The 25,972-nt window shown below is 46.7% G+C and carries 26 protein-coding genes; 9 read left to right on the plus strand and 17 right to left on the minus strand.

The window, feature by feature from the left end; all coding sequences use genetic code 11:
* Positions 1–140: 140 nt before the first annotated feature.
* The 6 genes from QUA78_RS23395 (at position 141) to QUA78_RS23420 (ending at position 6,004) form a co-directional block, all read left to right on the plus strand.
* The gene (locus tag QUA78_RS23395) at positions 141–1,142 is read left to right on the plus strand and encodes a beta-ketoacyl-ACP synthase III (protein WP_333304812.1); all 1,002 of its coding nucleotides are present in this window, start codon (positions 141–143) and stop codon (positions 1,140–1,142) included.
* Positions 1,143–1,547: 405 nt separating this feature from the next.
* Positions 1,548–2,429: an ACP S-malonyltransferase gene (gene fabD, locus QUA78_RS23400; protein ID WP_333399044.1), complete on the plus strand. Its 882-nt coding sequence runs from the start codon at positions 1,548–1,550 to the stop codon at positions 2,427–2,429.
* Positions 2,430–2,816: 387 nt separating this feature from the next.
* The gene (locus tag QUA78_RS23405; RefSeq protein WP_333303524.1) at positions 2,817–3,530 is read left to right on the plus strand and encodes a PspA/IM30 family protein; all 714 of its coding nucleotides are present in this window, start codon (positions 2,817–2,819) and stop codon (positions 3,528–3,530) included.
* A gap of 10 nt (positions 3,531–3,540) precedes the next feature.
* Entirely contained in the window at positions 3,541–4,485 is a 945-nt protein-coding gene (locus QUA78_RS23410; protein WP_333303523.1) for a phosphate ABC transporter substrate-binding protein, read from the plus strand.
* Between the two features lie 192 nt (positions 4,486–4,677).
* The gene (locus tag QUA78_RS23415; protein ID WP_333303522.1) at positions 4,678–5,316 is read left to right on the plus strand and encodes a lysophospholipid acyltransferase family protein; all 639 of its coding nucleotides are present in this window, start codon (positions 4,678–4,680) and stop codon (positions 5,314–5,316) included.
* Positions 5,317–5,566: 250 nt separating this feature from the next.
* Positions 5,567–6,004 carry a hypothetical protein gene (locus QUA78_RS23420; protein WP_333303521.1) on the plus strand — a complete coding sequence of 146 codons (438 nt, stop codon included), beginning with the start codon at positions 5,567–5,569 and terminating at the stop codon, positions 6,002–6,004.
* A 266-nt stretch (positions 6,005–6,270) separates the two neighbouring features.
* Here QUA78_RS23420 and QUA78_RS23425 read toward each other — a convergent pair whose 3' ends face one another.
* From QUA78_RS23425 to QUA78_RS23465, 9 genes are all read right to left on the minus strand, one after another.
* Entirely contained in the window at positions 6,271–6,816 is a 546-nt protein-coding gene (locus tag QUA78_RS23425) for a GAF domain-containing protein (RefSeq protein WP_333303520.1), read from the minus strand.
* Between the two features lie 162 nt (positions 6,817–6,978).
* Entirely contained in the window at positions 6,979–7,569 is a 591-nt protein-coding gene (locus QUA78_RS23430; protein WP_333303519.1) for a YdcF family protein, read from the minus strand.
* Between the two features lie 723 nt (positions 7,570–8,292).
* A complete protein-coding gene (locus QUA78_RS23435; protein ID WP_333303518.1) occupies positions 8,293–9,120 on the minus strand; it encodes a GUN4 domain-containing protein in 828 nt (275 codons plus the stop codon).
* Positions 9,121–9,271: 151 nt separating this feature from the next.
* A complete protein-coding gene (locus QUA78_RS23440; protein WP_333303517.1) occupies positions 9,272–10,414 on the minus strand; it encodes a hybrid sensor histidine kinase/response regulator in 1,143 nt (380 codons plus the stop codon).
* A 150-nt stretch (positions 10,415–10,564) separates the two neighbouring features.
* The gene (locus tag QUA78_RS23445; protein ID WP_333303516.1) at positions 10,565–13,237 is read right to left on the minus strand and encodes a GAF domain-containing protein; all 2,673 of its coding nucleotides are present in this window, start codon (positions 13,235–13,237) and stop codon (positions 10,565–10,567) included.
* 580 nt (positions 13,238–13,817) lie between these two features.
* Positions 13,818–14,951, minus strand: a complete 1,134-nt coding sequence (locus QUA78_RS23450; protein WP_333303515.1) for a glycosyltransferase family 1 protein — start codon at positions 14,949–14,951, stop codon at positions 13,818–13,820.
* A 10-nt stretch (positions 14,952–14,961) separates the two neighbouring features.
* A complete protein-coding gene (locus tag QUA78_RS23455) occupies positions 14,962–15,600 on the minus strand; it encodes a DUF4291 domain-containing protein (protein ID WP_333303514.1) in 639 nt (212 codons plus the stop codon).
* 553 nt (positions 15,601–16,153) lie between these two features.
* Positions 16,154–17,302, minus strand: coding sequence for an NAD-dependent epimerase/dehydratase family protein (locus tag QUA78_RS23460; protein WP_172186113.1), 1,149 nt, complete (start codon positions 17,300–17,302; stop codon positions 16,154–16,156).
* Between the two features lie 110 nt (positions 17,303–17,412).
* On the minus strand, positions 17,413–18,003 hold the full coding sequence (locus tag QUA78_RS23465) for a chromophore lyase CpcT/CpeT (protein WP_333303513.1): 591 nt from the start codon (positions 18,001–18,003) through the stop codon (positions 17,413–17,415).
* A gap of 161 nt (positions 18,004–18,164) precedes the next feature.
* Between QUA78_RS23465 and QUA78_RS23470 the strand changes: the two genes are divergently transcribed.
* A complete protein-coding gene (locus QUA78_RS23470; protein ID WP_333303512.1) occupies positions 18,165–18,389 on the plus strand; it encodes a KTSC domain-containing protein in 225 nt (74 codons plus the stop codon).
* Between the two features lie 37 nt (positions 18,390–18,426).
* On the opposite strand, the gene QUA78_RS23475 is transcribed toward QUA78_RS23470, so the two are convergent.
* The 3 genes from QUA78_RS23475 to petL all read right to left on the minus strand — a co-directional run bounded on the left by QUA78_RS23475 (position 18,427) and on the right by petL (position 19,349).
* Complete coding sequence (locus QUA78_RS23475; RefSeq protein WP_333303511.1) at positions 18,427–18,864, minus strand: hypothetical protein; 438 nt, start codon at positions 18,862–18,864, stop codon at positions 18,427–18,429.
* Between the two features lie 2 nt (positions 18,865–18,866).
* On the minus strand, positions 18,867–18,995 hold the full coding sequence (locus tag QUA78_RS23480) for a hypothetical protein (RefSeq protein ID WP_333303510.1): 129 nt from the start codon (positions 18,993–18,995) through the stop codon (positions 18,867–18,869).
* A 252-nt stretch (positions 18,996–19,247) separates the two neighbouring features.
* Positions 19,248–19,349, minus strand: a complete 102-nt coding sequence (gene petL, locus QUA78_RS23485) for a cytochrome b6-f complex subunit PetL (RefSeq protein WP_333139216.1) — start codon at positions 19,347–19,349, stop codon at positions 19,248–19,250.
* Positions 19,350–19,857: 508 nt separating this feature from the next.
* Here petL and aroB point away from each other — a divergent pair.
* A complete protein-coding gene (aroB, locus tag QUA78_RS23490; RefSeq protein ID WP_333303509.1) occupies positions 19,858–20,952 on the plus strand; it encodes a 3-dehydroquinate synthase in 1,095 nt (364 codons plus the stop codon).
* A 96-nt stretch (positions 20,953–21,048) separates the two neighbouring features.
* Here the strand turns inward: aroB and QUA78_RS23495 are convergent, their stop codons facing one another.
* The gene (locus tag QUA78_RS23495; protein ID WP_333303508.1) at positions 21,049–21,864 is read right to left on the minus strand and encodes a tetratricopeptide repeat protein; all 816 of its coding nucleotides are present in this window, start codon (positions 21,862–21,864) and stop codon (positions 21,049–21,051) included.
* Positions 21,865–22,047: 183 nt separating this feature from the next.
* Here QUA78_RS23495 and QUA78_RS23500 point away from each other — a divergent pair, with 183 nt between their 5' ends.
* Positions 22,048–22,866, plus strand: coding sequence for a stomatin-like protein (locus QUA78_RS23500; protein ID WP_333399045.1), 819 nt, complete (start codon positions 22,048–22,050; stop codon positions 22,864–22,866).
* On the opposite strand, the gene folP is transcribed toward QUA78_RS23500, so the two are convergent.
* From folP to QUA78_RS23520, 4 genes are all read right to left on the minus strand, one after another.
* On the minus strand, positions 22,857–23,720 hold the full coding sequence (gene folP, locus QUA78_RS23505; RefSeq protein WP_333303506.1) for a dihydropteroate synthase: 864 nt from the start codon (positions 23,718–23,720) through the stop codon (positions 22,857–22,859). The genes QUA78_RS23500 and folP overlap by 10 nt on opposite strands.
* Positions 23,721–23,966: 246 nt before the next feature.
* Positions 23,967–24,695: a triose-phosphate isomerase gene (gene tpiA, locus QUA78_RS23510; RefSeq protein WP_333303505.1), complete on the minus strand. Its 729-nt coding sequence runs from the start codon at positions 24,693–24,695 to the stop codon at positions 23,967–23,969.
* Positions 24,696–24,763: 68 nt separating this feature from the next.
* Complete coding sequence (locus tag QUA78_RS23515; protein WP_333303504.1) at positions 24,764–24,949, minus strand: PCP reductase family protein; 186 nt, start codon at positions 24,947–24,949, stop codon at positions 24,764–24,766.
* A gap of 100 nt (positions 24,950–25,049) precedes the next feature.
* Positions 25,050–25,972: hypothetical protein (locus QUA78_RS23520; protein WP_333303503.1), on the minus strand; the 923-nt coding region annotated here is incomplete at its 5' end.

Here is a 25,972-nt window from a genome sequence, read left to right on the forward strand (position 1 = left end):
ATTAAAAATGTCAAATTAAAAATGTCAGCTTAAACAAGCGGTTTTGCTTAAAAAAAGTAATGTCAGCAGTTTAAAAAATAATTTTAATTGGTAGTTTTTAATTTTTAATTTCTAGATATATCGCTCATAAATGGAGAGGAATGTTGCAGCAATCAGGGTTCGGCATTGCCGTCACGGGTAGCGGTTCTTGTATACCGCAGGTTTCGCTTGATAATAACGGTTTGAGTCAGATAGTAGAAACTTCTGACGAGTGGATTGGGGCGCGGACGGGAATTCGCTCCCGCAGGCTGGCGGACGATCGCACTTCTTTGTGCGATTTAGCGTCGGAGGCATCGCTTCAGGCGATCGCCATGGCAGGAATTTCGCCGGCAGATATTGATTTGATTATTTTGGCGACTTCAAGTCCTGACGATTTGTTTGGCACTGCCAGTAAAATTCAATATCAGTTGGGCGCCACAAAAGCTGTGGCTTTTGATTTGACAGCAGCTTGTTCGGGCTTTATTTTTGGTTTAGTTACAGCCTCGCAGTTTATTAGGACAGGGGTTTATCAAAATGTTTTGCTGATCGGAGCAGATATTTTGTCTCGCTGGGTGAATTGGTCGGATAGGGGTACTTGCATTCTATTTGGAGACGGTGCAGGTGCGGTGGTATTGCAAGCTTCAGAAGTCGATCGCTTTTTGGGATTTGAAATTCGCAGCGACGGCACGCAAAATTCGTCTCTCAATTTGCCCTACAAAGCCGAGTCAAAAGAATTAATTGAGGGCGTCAGCGTCGGAATTGGCGGATTTCATCCCATCACAATGAATGGTCAAGAAATCTATCGCTTTGCCGTGAGAAAAGTGCCGGAAGTCATAGAAAAAGCTATGTTTCGGGCTAATATCAATGCCGCAGAAATTGATTGGCTGCTGTTGCACCAAGCTAATCAGCGGATTCTCGATGCAGTTGCCCAAAGGCTAAAGATTCCCCCCGAAAAAGTAATCAGCAATTTGGCAAATTACGGCAATACCTCAGCCGCTTCAATTCCCCTAGCCCTAGATGAAGCCGTGCGTCTGGGTAAAGTTAAAGCAGGCGATACTATTGCTGCGGCTGGTTTCGGTGCAGGTTTGACTTGGGGGGCGGCGATTTTTCAATGGGGAAGGTAATATTTGACAGCCGACTTTAAACTTGCTCCGGTTATTGTCGGGAATTCGACCCTTGCAAAATACAAATCCTTGAACACGCCATACATAGGGCAAGGTGCGCAGCCGTACAGTCTCGAGGCAGGAGTTCTTGACAAGCGCGCCCTGAGATTGAAAATCCTCTATTCTTCGATCGACTTTCCCTGGCTTGAAGGTAGAAAATTTTGTTACGGCTATTAATCTGATTCAAGTAGCAAAAAAAATATAAAACTCGTAAAAAGCGCAACTATTATGTTATAATTGTGAGTCGCGAGTAGAGAGTTCGTTAACTGAAAGATAGCGGATACCAGCGAGCGAACTTAGAAGCGGGAAACAAAGAATTTTTGCAATCACCAATTAGCAACCACCAATTAGCAGATTACCGGAAAAATGACTAAAACAGCATGGGTATTTCCCGGACAAGGTTCCCAGGCGATCGGGATGGGTGCAGACTTATTAAACTTGCCAACAGCCAAAGCCAAATTTGAGCTCGCTAAAGAAATTTTAGGCTGGTCTGTCCCGGAAGTTTGCCAAAAAGAAGAAGCAAAACTATCTCGGACTCTCTACACTCAGCCTTGCTTGTTCGTAGTAGAAAGTATTTTGGCCGACTTAGTGCGAGAAAAAAGCGATCGGCCAGCGGTAGTTGCCGGTCACAGTTTAGGAGAATACGTTGCCCTCTACGCAGCAGGCGTCTTTGACTTTGAAACCGGATTGCGCTTAGTCAAACGCCGCGCCGAACTCATGGACACTGCCTCCGGCGGGCAAATGGTGGCTTTGATCGGGTTCGACAGGCAGGAACTAGAACTGCAAATTCAATACAGCCGAGACGTAGTGCTGGCAAATGACAACAGCGAAGCACAAGTCGTGATTTCTGGAACGCCCGCAGCAGTAGAAGATTTGCTTGCCAAAATCAAAGTCAAACGCGCCGTTAAATTGAATGTTTCCGGTGCGTTTCACTCTCCCCTGATGGCATCAGTGGCGGCAGAGTTTCAACTAGCCTTAAAGTCTGCAAGGTTTTCCGATGCTAAAATGCTGGTGCTCTCGAACTCAGAACCGTCAGCCACTACCAGCGCAGCCACTTTAAAGCAGCGGTTGACTCAGCAGATGACTAAAGGCGTGCGGTGGCGAGAAATTTCCCTGCAATTGCCCCAACAAGGAATCGATCGCGTAGTGGAAATTGGCCCCGGCAAAGTTCTCACAGGTTTGATCAAACGGACTTGTCCGGATTTAACGCTGGTAAATGTTAGTAGTGTTGCAGATTTGCCCGCTTAATCTATTTTTAGCCTGTTATTAAACGGCAGGCTCTAAAATTCACAATTTATTGGCATGAAGAATGCCGAAAAATAAATAGCAAAACAGGGAAATCGGAATATTGCCTGTTGTACAACTTGGGGATAGACGATCCAGACAGTTAGAAAATATTAATCAAAAATCGAGAAATCGATCGACCTGACCGAAAGCATCCAGGATACAAGCCCCCAGATTCATCCGTGCAGAAATAAAAAACCTGTATCCGATGAAACTTGCCCCCCGAATTTATCCGTGGAGTCAATGCTTCAAATCTAAAATCTAAAATCTAAAATCTAAAATCGATTGACGGGGCGATCGACAAATCCTGATGTAAACTAGGCGTAAAAACCAAGCTTATCTGGTATTTATATGAAAAAAGTCCTTTACTGGTTGATGGGCGACAAAGCAGGCAGAACCATAGTAGGTGCCTGGAATTGGATGTGGGGACTGCCCGTGGAATCCGGCGGCCAGGTGTCGGTGGCGGTAGCGGAAGAGTCGCTGCGATCGATGCAAGAATCAGTGCAAAAGCTAGCAGCAGCAGTCTCCACCCAAGTTGCAGCCTACCAGCGCGCCAAAACGAAATATGAACAAAAAGTTAGGGAAATGCAAACCGTAGAGCGCCAAGCCATCACAGCCCAGCGCAACGGCAACGAAGAAGCAGCCCGCTTGGCAATGTCGAAAGTAATTCAGACAGAACAAATTCTGCCGCAGTTAGAAGCCCAAGTAAAACAAGCCGAACAGTACGTCAACGCTTCCAAAGACAAGCTAAATCGAGAACGGATGAAGTTGGAAGCCTACAAAACCGATATGCAAAATATGAAAGATATGGCCGAGATTAACGAAGCCCTCGGAGCCATATCCAGAGTCAACAACGACCTCAGTATCGATTCAGCTCGATCGCAGTTTGAGCAAGCCAAAAATGCCGTCCACGGCCGCAACCTCAAACAGCAAGCTTTAGCAGAAATATCTGAGAATCCCCAAGAAAGACTTCAGGCAGAATTGGAAAATATGACCTTAGACGATGAAGTTAATCGCAGGCTACAAATGTTAGACGACTCCAACAACAAAGAACTTCCCAGCTAAGGACAATTTTATGGCTAAGAGCGGGCCTCCCCCCATAGTTTTTATCCTGTTATTTCTGTTACTCGCCGGTGGCGGTTGGTTCTTTTTTCTGAACAAACCAGCAACACAGGATGCTAATAATACACCCAGTGCCAAACCATTAGGTGGTAGTGGAGCCAATATGCCTCCCGTAGCGCCAGTAGTCGGTGGTGCTTCGCCTGTTCCAGGCACTTCTTTTGCGCTTCCAGCTTCCGTACCTGCGGGCACGGCAGTGAGAATTGACGGTTCTACCAGCATGGTGACAATCAATCAGAACCTCAAGAACGGCTTTCAAGGCAAGTTTTCCGGCACGACAGTCGATACCAAAGCGAACGGTTCTGCAAAGGGAATTCAGGATTTGGTGGCGGGAACAGCCGATATTGCAGCGGTATCGCGACCTTTGACGGCTCAAGAACAAGGTCAGGGTTTAGCAGCGGTCCCTGTGGCCCTAGATACGATCGCCCTCGTAGTCGGCATTAACAACCCGTTTAAAGGAGGTTTAACTTCCGCTCAAGTTCAAGATATCTTCAAGGGAAATGCTCAAGACTGGTCGAAAGTCGGCGGCCCGGCAGGCCCGATTAAAGTAATTAACAGACCGGCAGTTAGCGGCACTCACCAAACGTTTAAAGAACAAGTGCTCCGAGGTAGCGAGTTTGGTACTGCGCCAAATATTACCACGCTCGATCGAGATGCTACAACTCCCCTGCTGCAAGCCTTAGGCAACAACGGTATTGGCTATGCGACTTTCGCTCAAGTAGTCAATCAGAAAACAGTGCGCGTTGTTGCCGTCAACGGTGCGACGCCGGATGCTGGTAACTATCCTTACAAGCGGCAGTTGTACTACGCTTACAAAAATCCTCCTAGCCAAGCAGTTAAGGATTTCTTGGGCTACGCGACTTCTTCGGAAGGACAGAAAGCCATGCTGGCGGGAAATTGAACCTTTGCAAACGTCCGAAATTCAGGAGTTGGCCAGACTTCTGTCGGGATCTACACAACTGAAGTCCGCGCAGGCGGACTTTCTTATTGGGCTGGGTAAGGCGTGCACCCTACAAACCTCAAAATACTATTCCTTTGTCATTGCTGAACTGATAGGCTAATATTCGGTGTAATTTAAAATCTCAGGTTTTCTGTGAGCAAAAGTCGCGAACCAGTCGAAAGTTTACTTCTCTACTATTTATTCAAGTGGTCAATTGTCAGCCCGATGCTGCACCTTTACTTTCGCGGCCGCATCTACGGTGCTGAAAATGTTCCGCCACAAGGGCCGCTGGTGGTAGTCAGCAATCACGCCAGCGATTTTGACCCGCCGATTTTGTCTAATTGCATGAGGCGACCGGTCGCATTTATGGCGAAGGAAGAGTTATTTAAAGTTCCTATTTTGAAGCAGGCAATTACGCTTTACGGTGCTTATCCAGTGAAGCGGGAAAGTGCCGATCGCAGTGCAATTCGATCGGCTATCAAATCTTTAGAAAATGGCTGGGCGACGGGTGTATTTTTGCAGGGAACTCGCACCCCAGACGGCAGAATTACTGAACCGAAATTAGGTGCTGCGCTGATAGCTGCTAAGGCAAAAGCGCCGCTGTTGCCTGTTAGTTTGTGGGGAACTCACGCCATTTCGTCGAAAGGTTCGGGAATTCCGCGTCCGGTGCCGCTGACGGTGCGAATTGGCAAGCTAATTGAAGCGCCCGGTTCGTCGGATCGGGAGGAGTTGGAAGCACTGACTCAAAGATGTGCGATCGAGATTAATGCCATGCACGATTTGGGTCGCTGATTTTATAACTTTTGTTGCGGTTTTTCAGGTTATATCTACAGATAGATGAATGCTGAAGATAAACATCGAAAAATATCAATATAAGTAATTGAAAACAAGCGCAATAATTAGGCTTGAATTTGAGTTTAATTTTACAGGGGATAAGAAGAAACATATGGTAACAAGCAATCAGACCCGCGCTTTGGGATTGTTTTCTAACCGCTAAGATGCCGAGCAAGCTCTGACAGAATTGAAATCTTCCGGGTTTCCAATGGATAAAGTTTCGGTTGTTGCTAGGGATGCAGGCGAGTCTTTAGGCGATACTCAAACGATCGCTCAGGTGGGCGATAAAAATCTAGACACAGGAGCGGGAGTGGTAGGAGAAACTCTCACAAATACTGCTTTAGCCACCTTGCTAGTGGGTCTCGGAAGTTTAGCTATTCCCGGAATCGGGCCGATGATTGCAGCGGGGACTTTCGGCGCCTCACTGGTGGCTGGGGTAGCAAGCACTGGCGTCGCGGCTGCGGCTTTCGGTGGAGTAGTGAAGGCCTTGACGGACTTGGGCATTCCCGAAGAAACAGCTAGAATTTACACCGATCGCCTGCACGCCGGCGATTATTTAGTGGTAGTAGATGGCACTGAGGATGATATTAGTCGTGCTCAAGGGATTTTCAGCAGTCGGGGCATTCAAAATTGGAGCGTTTTTTAAACAGGAATAGTGCACCAAGTCTATCCCTAGGGCGATGCACACCTCACCATTGGTGAGAACAATCAGCTCAAATTTAGTACCCCACTTTTGTGTAAAAATTAGCGCATCGATCCCTCCTAACTTAAAAAGGGGGGAACCGAAAACGGTCTTTCGTCTTCCAAAAAGGGGATTGAGATTCGGCTAAAACCCATATCTAGACGTGGTTTTAGTCTTAAGTTTACATTAATTCATTGCCCACCCCCTCCCTACAAGTCAATTATTGATTTTTATCGCTCATCTTTTGATGCTGAGGCGGTGACATAAGCAACAGCTAGAGGCGCAATTTTTTCTGTAACTGCTGCGATAACTTGGCGATCGAAGTCAGTCCAAACTCTGGGGCGATCGAAAATACAAGGCTGCAAAACCCCCCACAATAAGCCGTCAGAACAAAGGTGAGCGTGAATCAAAGCTCGATGTCCGAAATTTTTTGCCTCAAAATCTTTGTTGACAACTTCAGGATTCGCTGTTTCAACATCCTCAACAAAAATCGAAGGTTCAGTTCGCAAAGCTGCTGCAAACAAAGGGTCTTCTTCCCCTAAAGATTCCGGTTCTTTTTTCCATTCTGCGTCCCAAACCTCTGGAATGTTCGAGTTGCGACGCCAGCAGTAAGGTACTCTGCCCATTTGCGTTTCAGGATTGCGGAGGTAGAGAAAGACCCGATCGCAATTTAACACTTCGCCTAAAGCCGGCACCAAAGCCGAAAAAACAGCATCCGCACTCTTGCTGTCACTCAAAAACTTGTGGCAGAATTGGCTCCAAATTTGGTCTGTCATTAACTTTGGCTCTTGAATTTCACCTACTGATTTTAAACTACTCCTTCTATTACGCATTGGTCATAAGCGTCTTCGCGGTTCGTTAAATTATTATAGGAGACAAGTTTTAAAACCTTGGGGAAGCGAAAAGGATTTTAGCACTTGCTCAATGCTTCCCTTTGTTTATTCAATTCTGGCTTGGCTGAAGTTAGCACCCGTATAACCGGTTGTCAGCCAAAGAATAGCTCTAGCACCGTCGCGAACAGCTTTTTCCACCGGTTCGGGGGTTCGCCCAGACGGAACTGCCACAGGCTTAAAGCTAATGCCTCGACTGCCGAGCACGATTTCGCCGATAATCTGAGCTCGCCGCATATGATCGTCAGAAGTGATCAGATACACGCTCTCAATCCCTCTAGCTTTCAATTCATCTACCAGGGTGGTAAAATTTGTTACCGTATCCACCGCTCTGTAGTCTAAGTGCAGGCGATCGGACTCAATTCCCGCTTCTGAAAACACCCATTCCGCGAACTCCGGATTGCTCCCAGACGACACCCAAATTGGCAATTCAGGATACTTCTGAGCAAATTTGGCGGCAAACACCTCTCGCTCCGTAGCCCCACCTAGAACTAACACAGCTTGGGGTCTCTGAAATTCGCTCTTAACCTGCTGATAGCCAAACCAGCACGCGATCAAAAGCCCTACTAGGAACCAAAAACTGCGTGAAGTGTTCAAACGCTTGTAACGCTGCGTGTTTGAATTGATTCTTAACCACATCTAAACCTATAAAAACTTTATGTAACTCACAAAGGAACCATAACAAAAAATACCGCACGTACAGCCCACTAACAGGAATTAAAAATTAAAAATTAAAAAATGGTCGGGGGATCGTAGATTTTAGATTTTAGATTTTAGATTTTAGATTGACTCTACGCTTGTGGTGGGGCTTAAACAGGTGATTTGAGATTTGAGATTTCAGATGGACTCTAGAGAGAGAGGTTCTGCGTAAGTCCTCGTCTTCAAGCAAGTATTCGTCCTTGGGCGAATTCGTTAGCGGATATACAAAAAAGAGGGGCAAAACTAAGCTTCCCCCTCCTGCTTTTAATTTTTCTTGATTTTTAACGGGACTGGCCGGGTTCGAACCGGCGGCCTAGCGCTTCAGATTTGTGTGAGTTTCCTCACTCTCTGGACTATACCTTCACCATATGCTTGCAGCTTTTAGGTGGTGACCGTCTAGTCTCTAAACCTTCCTGATTTCAATATAGGCGATTGTTTGATCGCCCTGAACTCAGGCTTGGCTTGGTATTGCCTTAGAGTCATAGGAACCCATGAACTCTTTAGGTTTCACCAAATTTGACCACATTCACTCCCAGAGTTTCCTCGCAGGGTGCCCGATTCTTCAGGAGGCGCTTGCTCTATCCATCTGAGCCACAGCCCCAGTTGCTAAACCGTTTTGATTATAGCAGTTAATGTCGATTTTGAATTTTTTATTTTGGATGATTACCGATCGCCAGTTGCGAGTTTCGCAGCGATGCGGGCAAAGTTTTCTGCTGCGGTGAGTTTACCGGCACCGTAACAGGCGCGCTGCCTCCATGCGGTGACGGGGAGATGTCCGGGGGGAGCATCTTCGTTGAAGGAGAGCTCGCTGTAATATTTCCAATTTTCCTTAACTCGCCAGCCGACTCGATCGCAAAATTCAGTATAATTTGCCTCGGTACTTTCCCAAATCTGCTGCTGCACGCTCAACCCGAACCGCCCGCTGCTGTATTGTTGCCAAAGTCGGTCGATCGTGCGAAGGTCTGTAGGAGGAAAACTGTCAATATCGGCTGCACTCAGCCAGCCTTCATCTTCCCTGACAGCTATTTGCAGCAAGATTTCCCAAGTATGTTCGTCAGCTTTGCGCCATTTTCCGGTTTCTAATAGTTTTGTCAGTTGTCGGTAGTCCATTCCCACTTCGGAAATTGCCGGAGTTGAGTCAGGTATGGCGCCGATTTTGTCTTCCAGCCGCAGTAGAGTGCTGACAATCAATTCGGGGTTTAGTTGTTCGAGGCGGTACAGAACCCATTCTAACTGAGATTGAAGGTATGTGCGGGCGATCGCACCTTGCTGCAATTCCCCCTGCAACTCATCAAATTTAGCTAACCAATTTTGTTGATTGCGGGCCAATTCCCACATTTTTTTTGCCCACTGCAATCTAACTTCTTCTTTTTTTAAATAAGTTTTGGAAGGCTTAGCACGTTGCGGGTAGGGAGTCAAATCCCAGCCGCAAATCGAGCAAAACTCTGCTGTTTCTATGTATTCAGTACCGCACACTGGACAGTTAGACATATTGCCATAAATTCGGTTGCCAAGTAATTATCTGACATCCGGTAAATTAACGATAATTCGAGTATATGCTTAGGTTGCACCCTACACATTAGAGTTAATTATAAGCGGTAATGTGCGCATTTCGCGCCAAGTTAGAGTTACTTATACCGCTCTAACAAGGCAAGCGAATAGTAAACAAACTGCCTTTGCCCAACTCTGATTTTACCTCTATCGTACCGCGGTGAGCTTCTACTATTTGGCGGCAGAGGTGTAGTCCCAAACCTGTACCCGACCGCAAGTGAGTTCCCGGGCCAAACCTTTCAAATAACTTAGTTTGTGCTGCGGGCGAAATGCCGGCACCGGTGTCTTTGATTTCTATAATTACCCATGCCAGCGGTTGGTTTTTGAAGCTAGTATAAGCAGGTGAATTAGCAGCTTTTAAGCTGACATCTATTGAGCCGCTGTCGGTGAATTTAATCGCATTTCCGATTAAATTTGTCATCAAGCGGTGCAGTTCGAGACGATCGCCCGGATACTTCGCAATCGGTGCACTTTCTGCACTTTCTGTCAAGTCTAAATTTACGGACAAACCTTTAGCATCGGCTAGGGGAGCGAGTTCTTCAGCTACTTCATTAATGAGCTGGCGCAAGTCCACGGGAGCGAAACTTAGGGATTTGCGGCCTGCTTCGTAGCGGTATACTTCCAGCAACATATTTACCATCGCGATCAGGTTTCTGTTGCTGCGAACCATCGTCCCGAAAGCGTCGCGCATGGGAAGGGAAATTTCTCCCAAAGCTCCCTGCTGCATTAAAGTTAGCATTCGATCGGCTGCTACGAGGGGCGTCCGCAAGTCGTGAGCGAGTCGGGAGACAAAATCTTCGCGCTGGAGGGCGATCGAATTGCGCTCGTCTACGCTGTGTTTCAGCCGCAGGAGCGATCGTACCCTCGCCAGCAGTTCATCCATTTCGACTGGTTTGCGGATGAAATCGTCTGCTCCCATGTCCAATCCCTGGACTACGCTCGCACTGTCGTGAGCCGTGATCAGCAAAATCGGGATAAAGGGCAATTCCTTATTTTGTCTGATTCGCTTGGTGACTTCGTAACCGTCCATCCCCGGCATCATCACGTCTAGCAGTACCAAATCCGGGGCTGACTTGTCAATTTGGCTCAAGGCAGAAAAGCCGTTCTCGGCCGTGCTAATTTCGTAACCTTCTTCTTCCAGGATTGTCTGAACCAACAAAACATTATCTGGTGCGTCGTCTACCACCAGAATCCGATCGGCTTTTGTGGCATTCGGAACAGATAAATAACTCATTTAATTGCTAGCCTGGAAATAAATACTAAACTTTAATATGGCATCCGATTTATGTTTTCACATTTTTCCACTTGTTAACTCTGTCATAAGGAAGATATAAAAAAATATCCAATCTTTTTACATTTGCTCACTCGGATGTGATATCATGTTTTACTTTCTTGTCATAGTATGAACGCCGTCCCAATCCTCGGGCGGAGGTATTTCCAAATAGCTGAGGGAGCGCTCGATGTGAACTTCCACAGGTCGATCGCTAGGTCGTATCGCTAAAGCCGCTTCAAAACAACTAATAGCTTGGTGAAAATTTCTAGCAATATAAGCATTCCGACCGTTGCTGTAAAGTTCCAAAAACCGAACAGTTTCCCCATCGATGGGTTCAGAAGTATTTTGCAGCAACTCGTAAATACCCACCGGCTGGTTTTTGCCCTTAACCCGCACCTTGTCCAACTCTCGCACCCAAATCCCTTCGCGGCACAAACTGTAGGTAAATTCGCTCAAAATTATATCGCAGCCGTACTCCTTTGTAAGCTGTTCCAAGCGCGAACTCAAATTCACCGCATCCCCGATTACCGTGTAATCCATTCGCTTTTGGGACCCAATATTTCCCGAAACCACCTCTCCGGAACTAATCCCAATTCCGAAGCGAAACGGATCTGCACCGGGGCGAGAATCATTAAACTCTTTCAAACGCCGGCGCATATCTAAAGCCGACTGCACCGCCATCCAACCGTGACTTTCCGGGGGATTCAGCGGCAGGGGCGCGCCGAACACCGCCATTAAAGCATCGCCGATAAACTTGTCTAAAGTGCCTTCGTAGTGGAAAACGGCCTCCACCATTGTCTCAAAATAGTCGTTTAGCAGGGATACCACATCGGACGCTCCCAGATTTTCGGTCAGCGAGGTGTAGCCGCGAATGTCAGAAAATAAAATAGTCACTTCTTTGCGTTCGCCCACCATCAGGGCGCCTTCACCCAAGGCCATCACTTTATCTACGACTCCAGGAGTCAGGTAGCGGTACATGGTATTTTTCATCCGCTTTTCGTGGCTGATGTCTTCGAGTACCACTAAACCGCCGCGCACGCCGCCTTCTGGATTGATCAGCGGGTTGACAGTCAAATTCAAACTGCGTTCAATTACTTTAATTGCAGAGGCGGGGATGGGCAGCGGACAATAAGGGTGATACCGGGCTGCATTGGGCAGCGAAAATAGAGATTGGGAATTAGCTAATTCTGCCAGGGCTACTTCCTCAGTCCAGGCGCTGTTTTCGCCCCAAGCGTAATATAAATTCGGGTCAGTGCGATCGGGCACAGCCAAAATGTAAGTTTCTTCTCCTATTTCTTCTTCTGTTTTTGCTGCTGCTGTTTCTGCGGAACAACAGGTTTTTTCCACCAACAGTCCCACTGTTAAACTTTGTTCGGGAACGTAATGTCTGGCAGCATTGTGCAGACTGTCTTCGAGTCTAAATTGCAAATTATCGATCGGCACAACTTCCCAAACATAGCGGTCGATCAGTTTTTGTTCCCAAATCTGGGGATTGTGTTTGCTTTTAGCTTGATTTACCGGACAGCCCAACAATTCCAGCGCCGCTTCGTTAATCGTTACAACTCGCCCCTGTAAATCCGTGGAAATCACTGCATCGGAAAGACTTTGCAGCATATCTTTTTGATACTGCTTTTCCACCATCACGTTCTGAAACAGTTGAGAATTTTGCAGCGCCATTCCGGCTTGGGAATTAAACGCTCGCAAAAACTCTTCGTCGGAAGTGGTGAAAGTACCTTGGTTCTTATTAATTAGCTGAGTCACCCCGATCAGCTCACCTTTAGCGTTATGCACCGGCATACACAAGACCGTCCGAGTGCGGTATCCCGTTTGCTGGTCTGTAGAGGGGTCAAAGCGGGGATCGTCGTAAGCATCTGTAATATTTAGAGGTTGACCAGTCGAAGCCACGTAACCAGCAATTCCCTTATTAGCAGGAATGCGGATTTCCACCATCGTTTTGCCGTCGGCCTTGGCGACTTTTGTCCAGAGTTCGTTGGTTTCCCGATTTAACAAAAATAGCGTGCTGCGATCGGCCTGCATCAAGTCGCGAGCTTGATCCATGACAGCGCGCAAAGTTGTTTCCAAGTCAAGACTTTGACCCAAAGTGGTCGTCGCTCTCAACAGTGCGGCAACCCCTCGCTGGTTGCGGGCCACGACGTAGAAAGACTGACAGCTTTCGAGAATAATCCCGATCGAATCTGCAAAAGCCTGGAACTGCTGTTCGTCTTCCTCGCTAAAGGGGACATTGCCAGCTTTATTTAACAGTCTGACCACCGCTACGGGTTCGTGTTGGCTCTTGCTGCTAAAAATCGGCATACAGAGCATGGTCTCGATCTGGTAGCCCGGTGGTTCGTCTACTTCGGAATTAAAATGCTCGTGCGATCGAGCCGACGCGACATTTATCGATTTTCCGGTTGTTGCTACGTAGCCTAAAATGCCTGCATCCATCGGCAAACGAACTTCTAAATCTTCGCCAAGTGCATCGACTGTTTTGTGCCACAGTTGATTTTTGTTGGAGTCAACCAAAAAAATTGTTGTCCGGTCTGCTTGCAGAATTTGACCAATTTTGACAGTGAAGGCATCTAACAGTTGCTCTAAGAGAGTTTCGAGTGCTTCATTGTTAATCAGGTCCATCGCCCGGATAAATTGCTGAAATTCAGCCGTGATAAAGTCCAGCAGGCACACTAATTCAGGAACTGGCAGGCTCTTAACACGGGAGGTCAATGCCCCCATAAAATTGACTTGAGTCATTGTAGCCAGAACGCTACCAGCATTGGAGAATGTCATGATTAACTGCTTTCTCAGAGGGGTAGACTGACCCGCAGGTCGATCGGCGCTTGATTCTGCTGCGGTACAAACGATTTAAGTTGTTTGGAAACGCGCCGACACTCGCTTGTCGCTTTGATGAATTGTGAGCTCAACAGTGGCGCACGCAACTTCTGTTGGCTTGTTACATATGCTCGATCGATCTTTTTTACAACCTCGATAATTATGAGGGTTCGTCAATTAAAGCTGAACTTGAGTTCGGAACACTTCTAGCCTGAAAATTCGCTCCCAAGCTTTCGTTCGATCGAGAGTGCAATGTGGATTTGACCCTCTGTGCTCGGCTGCTGCGCGGTGTGACTGTTTTAGCGCACTCGGCGACCGTATCCGGTTAGGTGAAGGGCGCTATGAAAGCAGCGCGCAAGGCATTCCTACAGAGCTACTCATAGTTTAATGGTAAACGCAACACCACGATAGCTACGGTAATTTATGCAGCAAAAAAGTTCTATCGGTCTTTGAGGACATCCCTCCTCGCTACCCACTGACGATCGAACAGCGAAGCTAAACTGTCGGTGAGGTTTAAAGGTTCTACAGATCCTGAGATTTAGGCCGCTCTGGGCACAGACTGGGCAAATACCACTGATTGATAGTAGCGCTGCAGTTGTGCGGCAGCCGCTGCCCAACCCCAGCGTTCGGCTTCTCGGCGAGCGTTTTGGCGCATGGTTTCCCGTTCTTCGGGATTCGCAAACAGACGCTGGGTGGCGGCCAGAGATCCTCCTTCGTCGGCGGGGTCAAATAAATATCCGTTAACGCCGTCAGTGACGATATCGGGAATTCCGCCGCTGCGCGCCGCCACTACGGGCGTCCCCGCAGCCATTGCTTCTAGGAGCACTAACCCCAGGGTTTCGGTGCGGGAGGGAAAAATGAAGGCGTCGGCCGATGCGTAAGCTCTTGCGAGTTCTTGCCCCTTGAGGTAGCCGACAAAATTAGTGGGGGTGCCGGCAAAATATTGTTCGAGAGTTTGCCGGTGCGGGCCGTCTCCCACTAGGGCGAGGCGGGCGTCGGGAATAGCTGCGAGGACTGGTTTGATGCGTTCGATTTCTTTTTCTGCACCGAGGCGGCCGACGTACAGCAGCAGTGGACTGTCTGGGTTATTTTCCGAAAGGCGCGATCGCATTTCTCGACTTGCCAATTCGGGGACAAACATTTCAGTATCTACGCCCCGCTGCCACAAATCTACTCGCTCAATGCCGTGGCTTCTGAGTTCTTCCACCATTGCTGTAGAAGTACACAAATTCAGTTCTGCTTGATTGTGGGCACCTTTGAGCAATTCCCACAATAAAGGTTCGAGGACTCCAAAACCGTAATGGTGCAAATATTTCGGCAAATGGGTGTGGTAAGAAGCCAAAATCGGAATGTTGAACTTTTTGCCGTAATATATACCCCCCAATCCCAAAATTGCGGGATTGACAACGTGAATAATATCCGGTTTAAACTGCTCTAATTGGCGACCGACAGCCGGAGAAGGAAGTGCCATTTTCAATTCCGGGTACATCGGCAAAGGCAAACCCTCCACACCGTAAATTCGGGCGCCTTTGTATTCTTTAATCCCGTAATCTGGAGAAAATATCAGAACTTGTTCGCCCGCGCGCTGCAAGTGATCTACAGTGTGAATCAGTCTGGTGACAATGCCGTCTATTTTCGGCAGAAAAGTTTCAGTAAAAAGAGCAATTTTCATAGTAAGTTACTTAGAGAGCCGATAATCCTAGCCTCTGGGAGATGTCGGGGTCGATGACAGGATACACTGTCTCACAAGGAGTCAGTAATTGCGTGCTATCGCCTCCGTTATATTGACGCTGTTGCTGTACGAATTGGGAAATATCCTCAATTTTAACAATCCATTCTCGCGCGTAACTAGCTAAAACACTGCCGCGCAAACCGAGTTGAATTGCCCGCCGATCCATTTTCGATCCATTTGGGTGATGGTCCGGGTCCCATTGCAGCCGTACAGCCGAATTTTTAACAGCTTGTTGCCATGATTTTTCGCTTCCATACACTGCTGGAACGAAATTAGAATGGACAGCCGATGCTAAAATTTCGTCAAAAGCCGATCGCTTCAGCCAAATAGCCAGAATTACTTCTTGTCCGGGTTTTGTTCCCCATTCCGATCGATACATCATCCATAGAAAATTGGGCTTAATCCAACTCATGCGATTCAGACTAAATTCCCCACCGAAATAACCTTGTTCCGCTGCAAAAAGACCGATCGCCGGACGGTAAGCTTGGTACACTACAACGGTATTTTCGTCAAATTGTGCCAGAATGTGACGACCTGTTTTCGGCCATTTACTTGCCTGGTTTAAGTATGGTTCGGTTCGCAGATTCATTGCCACTAATTACGAGCGATATTTTTCTAACGGTAAGGTACAAACTCCGTGAATTCCGATAGATACAATTATCCCACCTAAAAGTAATCCCACACCTTCGGCAAAGCAATTAATTCTGTGAATTTCCTGTGCAGTTTTAGCAATTAAGATTTCCTTTTCCCAGCAGAAGGCGCTTAGCTAACGGGCGCGGTAATTTTTATTACTCGCCGTTAGTGCAACCCATTCCGGTATTAAATAATAAGCACAAACTGCACTAGCTAAAAATCCGGGCCGAACAATCAAAAGCAACAGAATAAGAATTCGACTTTTCACGGCTTTATTCCCAAAAAGCCAGCAGTAAAAACCTTATGCCATTTTTCAATTAAGCGCAGAGGACGCAGAGAACACAGAGCAAAAGATAAAAAAGATAGATATGAAAAAAGTAATCTACACCGAAATTGATTCAGAACTTGCAAACATTTCTCCTCTCTTCCCTTTTTTTCTCTTACTTCGCGCCCTTCGCGCCTTCGCGGTTCGTTAAAAAATCTCTTACCCCGCAGGTAGATACCAGAACTTACTTCCAAGAAACCTTCGGCAAAATCTGATTTTTATCGACGCGGTGCTGATATTTTGTGGCAAAATTCAGCAGAGAATCGAGCAGGGAATCTGAGAGGTAGTGCGGTTGCAAGCCGAGGTCTAGCAAGTTGGTGTTTTTGGCATTGAAATAATGTTCTTCTTTCTCGACTCTGGGATTTTCGATGTTGTTGATTTCTACTTTTAATCCCATTGCCGTGCCTGCTTTTTGCACCAATGAGGCTAAGTCGCCGACGCTGAATTGTTCGGTGAATTGGTTGAAGACTCGGAATTGTCCGGCTTCGGCGGGGTTGGCGATCGCTAATTCCACGCACCGCACGGTATCCCGAATGTCTAAGAAGCTGCGGGTTTGTCCGCCAGTTCCGTAAACTGTCAGAGGATGACCGATCGCAGCTTGGATGCAAAATCTGTTCAATGCTGTACCGAATACTCCGTCGTAGTCCAAACGGTTGATCAACAGTTCGTCCATGCCGGTTTCATCTGTGAGCACGCCGTAGACTACGCCCTGATTTAAGTCGGTGGCTCTTAAACCCCAGATTTTGCAAGCAAAATGGATGTTGTGGGAGTCGTGGACTTTGGAAAGGTGGTAGAAACTGCCCGGTTGTTTGGGATAGGGTAGTGTATCCTTGCGGCCGTTGTGTTCGATCGTGATGTAGCCTTCTTCAATATCAATATTCGGCGTGCCGTATTCGCCCATTGTCCCCAATTTCACTAGGTGACAGTCGGGGAAATCTTCGCGGATGGCGTACAGCAGGTTGAGTGTCCCGACAACGTTATTGACTTGGGTGAGGACTGCGTGTTCGCGATCGATCATCGAGAAGGGGGCAGAACGCTGTTCGCCAAAATGGACGATCGCCTCTGGTGCAAATTTTCTCATGCTTTTGCTGAGAAAATCGTAGTTGGTGATGTCACCGACGAACAAGTCGATCGACTTGCCCGTTAAATCTTGCCATCGCTGGAGTCGTTGCTGAATCGGTGCGATGGGAGTGAGGGTGTCGCTGCACAGTTCCAGATCCCAGTGCCGCCGCACGAAGCTGTCGAGGATGCCAACTTCGTAACCCTTGTTAGAAAGGTAGAGTGCGGTTGCCCAACCGCAATAGCCATCGCCACCAATAACCAGGACTTTCATAAATCAACGGTGAATCTTGCTTGCCAATACTGGGTTAATGTACCAGGTAATGGTGCATTCTGAACCTTTAATCAAGCGTGTTCGCCCAGGAGGGACTCAGTTTTTTTTTATTAAACCGGAATTTCGTCGGCGAAACTGGCGCGGCGGGTGAATTCAAAGGGGCCGGCGAGGGCTCCCCAGACGTGGGCGTCGGTTTCTGGGTCGCGTCCGCGATCGTGGCTAATAAATTTGTCTTGGTCAATCTCGAATTCGCTGTCTAGATAAGTTTTTTTGCCCTTTCTGACCACCATGCAGCCTTTTCCGGGTTCGACAAACCCTTTGAAGCTGTTGCCCGTCCACTGCGTAATAAAGGTGCAGCCCGGGAGCAGTGTCAGTTGTGCTTTTTTGATGTCTTGCAGCCGTTGCGGGTCGCGGGAAGCGCCGTAGAATTGTTCTTCGTTTTCTATGGCATAATTTTCGATGTCGATTCGATCGCCCACCGGGACTAATTTTAAAACTCGGACTCGGTACGGTACATTCAGTTCAATATCGTAGGCTTGTTCTAGGTACAAGCTGAGCCCATCCAGAACTTCGACGGGCAAAGGTCTCATGCAGACGCGGATGTGGGCGAAAAAGGGCGGATTTTCAAATGCTTGGGCTTGGTTGCTGAAGTCGGCGGCCATCCAGCGGCCAAGGGTGACGATATCGGTGGAATGAGACATATCGATTTTAGATTTGGGATTTTAGATTTTAGATAGGGGGTCTGGTAAAAGTTATTTTAGGGGAAATAAGACGCGATAGCGCATGAGATACCCGACTTTTTCCAGAATTCGGGGAGCTGAGTATTATGTTTTTTTATGGTGGGCTTACTTATCAGTCAATAATGAAACTACAACCAGTCGAATCCAGCACGATCGAAGCTGTAGGTTATGACGAAACAACGTCTACCCTCGAAGTTGTTTTCAATAGCGGGAAGATATATAGATATTTTGAAGTCCCGAATAATGTCTATCTAGAACTGATGGCATCTGACTCCAAAGGTAGTTATATGCTATCTAACGTTATTGACTGCTTTCCCTACGAACAAGTGAAGAAACGGCCCAGATAAGTACGACCTTAATCTCTTCTTGGGATACTTCTCATTTTCAAGGCGAATAAACCTCAGATTTAGCATTCCTCTCAAGATATTGCTGATAAGCTGCCTCATCTCCTCCAAACGACTCGATTGAAATACGAGCACTTGGGGCTGGCATCAGCGGACTAGGTTTAGGTGCGTACTGACAATAACATACAGCAATCAAATCGTAGTTGCTTCCTGGTGCCTCCGTTGAGTATTGTTCCACCCTGACAACTTCCCAATCTCCGACTCGGTAGTGAGTATCGCTGTCGGGGAATTGCGGATCGTCGAACTCTTCAATCCGGTAAAACTCGTAGGGACGATTTCCGGGTTGAGGTAGAGGTTCCTCAGAGGAATCGTAATACTCGCAGAGAATGTCAGTTGTTGCCCCAGTGTGAGCCAACATTCTATTTTCCCAGCCTTCTGCTGACATCGATTGAGCCTTGAAAATGATATATTTTCGCATAATTAATCCTCCTCCTCATCTTCTAGATAATTGGGGAATCGAGTTTGTCCTTTAAAGATAAAATAGACTTTTAAAATATCTCCTCCGACTTTCTTAATTCGCAGCAACTTCCATCCATACTTTCGTTCCATTTCCCAACACTTTTCTGGATCTGTTGCTGCGTGCCAAGAGGTATCTTCTGGGTGGGATTCATTAGTATTGGTTATGCAATTGTCAATAAGTCAAATATCAAATTAATCACTTCTAGCCTAAAGTTATATTAGTCGAAGTATTTGCGCGGTCAATCCACAGATTTAATCAGAGATTTTTGGCGCAAATACTTCGTCCAACTGATACTTTTGCCAGAGATTAAATCCTCTGGTTCTGACATCTAAATTAGCAAATTAGATGAGTTTGACAGCCCGCAGACCAAACATCAGCACTGTCGCCAAGCCGATCATGCCGCCAAAAAGTCCGAAATAAGTTATTATTCCGCTAAGAGTCATAAAAATCCTCGGTAAGTGGGTTTCTCAGCGTCTTTAGACCTGAGAGGGAAACGATACGAGCGGTTTCAACCGCCTTGAATATTTACACCTTTACCGCCTTGGAATTACTTAGTTCGGGGTTCTTTTGTAATGAACCTTCAACAGGACAATTACTGCTTCAAACCTTTCACTCTGTACGCATAATGGTTTGCTCTTTCTTAGAGCCTCCCTTTCGGGGTAATGTTAGCTTCGCCAATGTTTAGTGAGCTTGTTAGGTCAGCAGCACTGTCTTACCCCTCGTAAAACTGTTTAACCGCTGACGACAGAGCGAGGAACTAGCTACGCATTCTCCCGGTGTCGTGACTCAAAAAACGTACTCAGTTAAGACGATAGCTGGTCAACTAACTGAAGTTGTAGGCATCAAGCCCGTTACTTCAGTGCGGGGTGCTGACTGCAATTTCTCCAAAACAATCTATAAAAAGACCTATAAGAACTATAATCTAAAATCTAATATCTAAATTAGATAAATATGCAATCCATAATTAAAGTTGACTTGGGGCCACAATCTTACAATGTTTGCGTGCGATCGGGCGGCTTAGACGAACTCGGCAGTCAGATGGGCGATCTAAGTTTGGGCAAAAAAGTGCTGCTGGTATCGAATCAGTCGATTTTTCGGCAGTACGGCGAAAGAGCAACAGCAGCCCTCGAATCGGCCGGTCTGGAAGTCAGTAGCTGCATTTTACCACCGGGAGAACAGTACAAAACTTTAAATTCGGTGCAGAAAATTTACGGTGCGGCTTTGGCAAACCGTTTAGAACGTTCCTCGACAATGGTGGCTTTGGGCGGCGGGGTGGTTGGCGATATGACGGGTTTTGCGGCCGCGACTTGGCTGCGGGGAATTAATGTCGTGCAGGTTCCGACTTCGCTGCTGGCGATGGTTGATGCTTCTATTGGCGGCAAAACGGGGGTAAATCATCCTTTAGGGAAGAATTTAATCGGGGCTTTTCACCAGCCACGTTTGGTGTTAATTGACCCGGATGTACTCAAAACTCTGCCGGCGAGGGAGTTTCGTTCGGCGATGGCGGAAGTCATCAAGTACGGGGTGATTTGGGATGCTGAATTGTTCGGGAAGTTGGAGAAGTGCAAGCGTTTGGATCAAATGCGCTATGTGAAGGCGGATTTGTTGGCAGAAATTTTGAGCAGGTCTTGCCAAGCTAAGGCTGAGGTGGTCAGCAAAGACGAGAAGGAATCGGGTTTGCGGGCGATTTTGAATTACGGGCACACCATCGGTCATGCTGTGGAAAGTTTGACCAATTACAAGGTGATCAATCACGGGGAAGGAGTAGCAATCGGCATGGCTGCGTCAAGCCGGTTGGCTGTGGAGTTGGGAATGTGGGATGCTGAGTGCGATCGCCGCCAGTCTGCTTTGATTGAAAAAGCGGGTTTACCTGCCAAATTGCCTGCGGGTGTAGATGTTGAGGAAATTTTGCATACTTTGCAACTCGATAAGAAGGTGCAGGATGGCAAGGTGCGGTTTGTGCTGCCGGTGCGCTTGGGTGAGGCTGCTGTCAGCGATCGGGTGGATGGGGATTTGATTATACAAGTTTTGAAGGAAATGCTTTAAAATCTCGTTTTTGGGGGTATTTAACCGCCGTTGAACGCTGATTAACGCCGATCGCCTATGGTGTTTTTTGTTTCAATGTCCGATCGGCGGTTGAGTTTAGGAGCCACTCGACGCCGAATTCATTTCCTCCAAAATTTTATCGACTCTGTTAGCGGCTTGAGTTCTACCTTGCTTGATAAATAACTCCTTAGCTTTGTTGAGGCTGGCTACTGCCTCCGCTTGGTTTTCCTTGTCTCCTTGCTGGTACAAACCGACTCCTAAATTGTTTAAAGCATCGGGATATTGATCGTTAATTTTAACGGCTTGTCTCCACTGAACAATTGCCTCGGGCAACTGCCCTTGACTTGCCATCGCCACGCCTAAATCGTTGTGAGCTTTGGCGTGTTCCGGGTTGACTTCAATTGCTTTTTGGAATAGAACGATCGCATCGCTCATTTTACCTTGCCCCGACAGCATAGTTCCCAACTTGTAATAAGCATCCGCTTGTTTGGGATAGCGAGCGATTAGTTGCCGGTACAAAGTTTCGGCATTGACAATATTTCCTTGACCGTAAAGGTCGTTGGCAGTTCTCAAACCCAGCGTGTAGCCTTTACCTACAACTTGGCACTTTTTCTCGGAGTTGCCTTGCTGCTTGCAAATCCTGAGTTCGTCTCCCTTCATTTCGTAGGACATAACTTCCCGAACTGCCGGCCCTCGGCGCGGTGGCTGCAAGTTCTGCGACTGCAAGTTTTGCGAGAGTTGCAGGGCGATTGGCTCAGCTTGTGCAGGTTGGGCCGCTGCGGCATTGCAGATTCCTGCACCCACCAAAATGCTTGGGGCGATCCACCTCAAAGGTTTGAACAAGCGAAACTCTCGATCGTTTTTCATTTTTGTGGAAATGTGTTGTTGATATCCTGCCGTCAAATCGGGCACATTAAGTCCGAGTCAAGACTCCAAGGCAAGAGTCCGAGGGAATACGAGTAACTGTTAGGACTTATTAACAGTCGTGATATCTTAGCACTGTGAGGCAGATTTTGAGTTAAATTAGAGTAGAATTTCGATCGATTCTCAATCAACCTTAGCAGGAAAGTAGAAATGGGGCAGTCTATTCTTACCATGCTCTTTGCGCTCATCGTCGGCTACGCTGTTAACTCCAGCGTCAAAATAGTCAGCGGTGGCGATGAAGCTTTAGTGGAACGTTTGGGTCAATACAAGCGCACCCTAAAGCCAGGATTCCACTTTATCAGTCCCCTGGTCGAAAAAGTCGTCTGCGTGGACACAAGCCGTGAAAGAGTTTTAGACATTAAACCTCAGTCAGCAATCACGGGAGATAATGTGGCTCTCGAAGTCGATGCCGTTGTGTATTGGCGGGTTGTGAATTTACAGAAAGCTTATTATGGAATCGATCAAATTGAAAATGCGATCGCCAACTTAGTTTTAACGACGTTTCGCGCTGAAATTGGTCGATTGCCAATGCAAGACATCTTGGGTTCCCGAGATGACATGAATAAAAAGTTACTCAAGAAGTTGGACGAAGCTACTGAAACGTGGGGCGTCAAAGTAATTAGGGTGGAAATTCAAAGCATTACACCTCCGAAAAGGGTGCAAGAAGCTATGGAATTGGAGCGCGCCACTAAGAGCGAGTGGCAAGCAATGGTCAATAAGGCGATCGGCACTAAGGAGTACATGAGGCTCTTAGTTGAAGCTTTAGACTCCCATCCGAATAGCAAGCAAGTTTTGAATTACTTAGTAACTGAAAAATACTTGGACGCTCAACAAAAACTCGGCGAGAGCGACAATGCCAAAATTTTGTTTATGGACCCGAAGAACATGACAGAAGCTCTGAACAATTTGATGGGTTCTATTCCGGATGTGACACCTCATTCTGAGGGCGGGGAAATGAAAGTTATCGATACTCACACTTCTCAAGACTGATTCCTGAAGATAGCGTCGGCAACCAGACAAACATCGTGCATTTCTCTGACATCGTGAACTCGCAAGATATCTGCCAAATTTGCGATCGCACCTGTACAAGCCGCCGCTGTCCCCCAAACTCTTTGTTTCGCTTCTGGCTGATTCAAAATGTGACCGATGAAGCTTTTGCGCGATACTCCGACTAAAATCGGACAGTTTAAAACACGGAATTTTCGCAACTCGCGCAGAATTTCTAAGTTTTGACTGTAATTCTTAGCAAAGCCAATACCAGGGTCGATAATTATTTGAGATTTGTCAATCCCCGCAGCAACTGCCGCCGCAATTCGACTCTCGAAAAATTCCCCAATTTCCCCCATTAAATCGCGATAATCAGTCATTTTTTGCATCGTCTGGGGAGTTCCCCGAATGTGCATTAAAATTATTGGCACTTTTAACTTAGCAACAGTTGACAGCATTTCTGAGTCAAAAGTAGCTCCCGAAATATCGTTAATTATATCAGCTCCCGCCTCAACCGCAGCTTTAGCAACCTGCGCTCTGGTAGTATCGACAGAAATAGGAACTGAGCCAAAAATATCGGCTTTTTCCCGCAGTATTTGTACGAGAGGTATAACGCGATCGTTCTCCTCTGCTAAGGATATTTCCGCTGCACCGGGCCGAGTAGATTGACCGCCAATATCAATAATATCTACCCCCAATTTTACCATATTTTCCGCTTGCAATAAAGCAGATTCTATAGTATAGAAATCTCCGCCGTCACTAAAACTGTCAGGGGTAACATTCAAAACGCCCATTAAATAAGTGCGTTTTCTCCACTCGAAAGCTTTATTTCTAATGGTTAATTTGCGATCGGTCATGAGTTATTCTAAATCGCTCTACTTGAAAATATAACAGATAACTTTTAGGGGCTGGTTTAGCAAAAAGTCTCTGCCTCTCCCTGAATAATTTTTGTACAAAACCCGCCCTTTCCAGGGGTTTCAGAGGCGCAGATTTCGTACAAAGTCGCTCGATCGCCCAACTATCCCAGTCAGGGCGGGTAAGAACACAAATTTAAGCAACTGCCGACAAATTTTTGGCGTTATCACCAGCCCCTACTTAAATTTTCACAACTTGTAATTGACAATTCGAGCAAAACTCGCAGCTTCCAAACTCGCACCGCCTACCAGAACCCCGTCAATCTCAGGCATGACCATAACTTCATCAATATTCTCCGGTTTAACAGAGCCACCGTACTGAATTGGCACGCCAGGATTAGTCAATTTACTGCGAATCAAACCAATAACTCGGTTAGCTTCCTTAGTTTCGCAAGTATCGCCAGTGCCGATCGCCCAAATAGGCTCGTAAGCAATTACCAATTTCTGCTGGTCAACACCAACCAAATCTTTTTCCAACTGAGAAAAAATGTGAGATTCAGTTTCCCCTGCATCTCGCTGTTGCTTGGTTTCCCCAACGCACAGAATCGGAATTAAATCGTATTTCTGAGCAGTTGTCAGCCGCAAATTCACCGTTTCGTCAGTTTCCCCAAAATATTGCCGCCGCTCGCTGTGCCCTACGATGACATAGCGCACACCAAGTTCACTAAGCATTGGCCCGGAAATTTCCCCAGTAAAAGCTCCCGACTCTTGCCAGTGAACGTTCTGAGCACCGAGTCTGATCCGGCTGCCGTGCAAATTTTTCGAGAGGACAGCCAAGGAAGTGAAGGGAACGCAAAGCACGACTTCCCGTTCCTCTGGGGTTTCCGTCAGGCAGGACATGAATCCTTGAAGAAACTCTAGGGATTCTGCCCTAGTTTTGTACATTTTCCAGTTGCCAGCTATAACTATTTTGCGCACTATTTCTTTAAGTCCTTGTCCTTACAACGCAATTAATAGTCTAAAGCTTTAGCGTACCTTTCGATCCCTTATTGCCCAAACTCGATGCGAGCTTGCTCCACTAAGTCAACTGTGACAACTTCGGTGTCGGCTTCGCGGGCCAAGTTCTCGATGCGGATGCGAGCTTGTCCCCGGACAAAATAGGGAATATTTTTCAGCTTGGCCTTGGCATCAGGCGTCCATTTGAGATCGTCGGAAAATTCGGAATCGGGCATGGCGTATTGAGCGATCGACTACAAGCCTTTATTGATCTGGCTTTGATGGAAAGCCTGGATGTATTAAATTTACCACGAGTTGCGATCGGGCTACACCCGATCACTCTGGCTTAAATTGCTTGCCTAAAATAGCGGACGCTTCTTGTAAAAGCTGATTCTGCTCTTGTCGAATTGCCTCCAACCTTGTCAAAATATTAGCCAGTCGTTCTTGAGATTCCAAACTGTTTGATTCAACTTCCCTCAATTGTAAAGCTGAATTATTTTTGTCTTCGGGATTCTGTGAAACTAATGAGTTTACAGCCACTCCACCGACATTACTTACAGATTTAGAGGCAACACTCAAAACCCCTTGCATAAATTTTCCAGGGCTTTGCAGAATAAATAACCATCCTTCTGCAAAAAAACTACCTAAAGCCTGTAAGAAACCCAAGATAATGAATATAAATACCAGCAACATTGCTAAAGATATCAGCGGGTGACTCACCAACCAGAAGACTACAGGGTGAGAATTAATCCAATCTTTAACAGTACCATTGATAGCATTTTGAATGGCATTTGAAGCGGCATCGCTCATATTTTCCGCCTTGTGTATGCTATCTTCCAATGATATCTTAGCCTTTTCTGTTGCTTGATTTACACTCTCTACAGCTTGGCTAGTTGTTTGATTCAGAGTATTGACCGCAGAGTTAGTAGTTTGATTAATAGTTTCTTTAGCAGTTGCCGCCGAGTGAGAAACAGCATCAACAGCTTTGTTGGTAGTTTCACTAACGCGACTAACTGCTTGATTCCCGACTTCAGATATAGAAATCCTCGCTTTTTCTGTTTTCTCCGCTACAGTACCTAAATCATTGTTTGTAGTTTGATTAACAACATTAACGGCAGAATTCGTAGTTTGAGTGAGAGCTTCTTTTGCCTTGTCCGCAGATTCGGAGAGAGAAGATTTAGCTGGGAGTATGTCACTTTTGTAGTGAGTAATTATACTCAGGCAGCTTGTCTCTGATTTCCAATTAACCCGTTCAAGTA

The sequence above is a fragment of the Microcoleus sp. K4-B3 genome (assembly GCF_036704615.1).
Lineage (GTDB): Bacteria > Cyanobacteriota > Cyanobacteriia > Cyanobacteriales > Microcoleaceae > Microcoleus.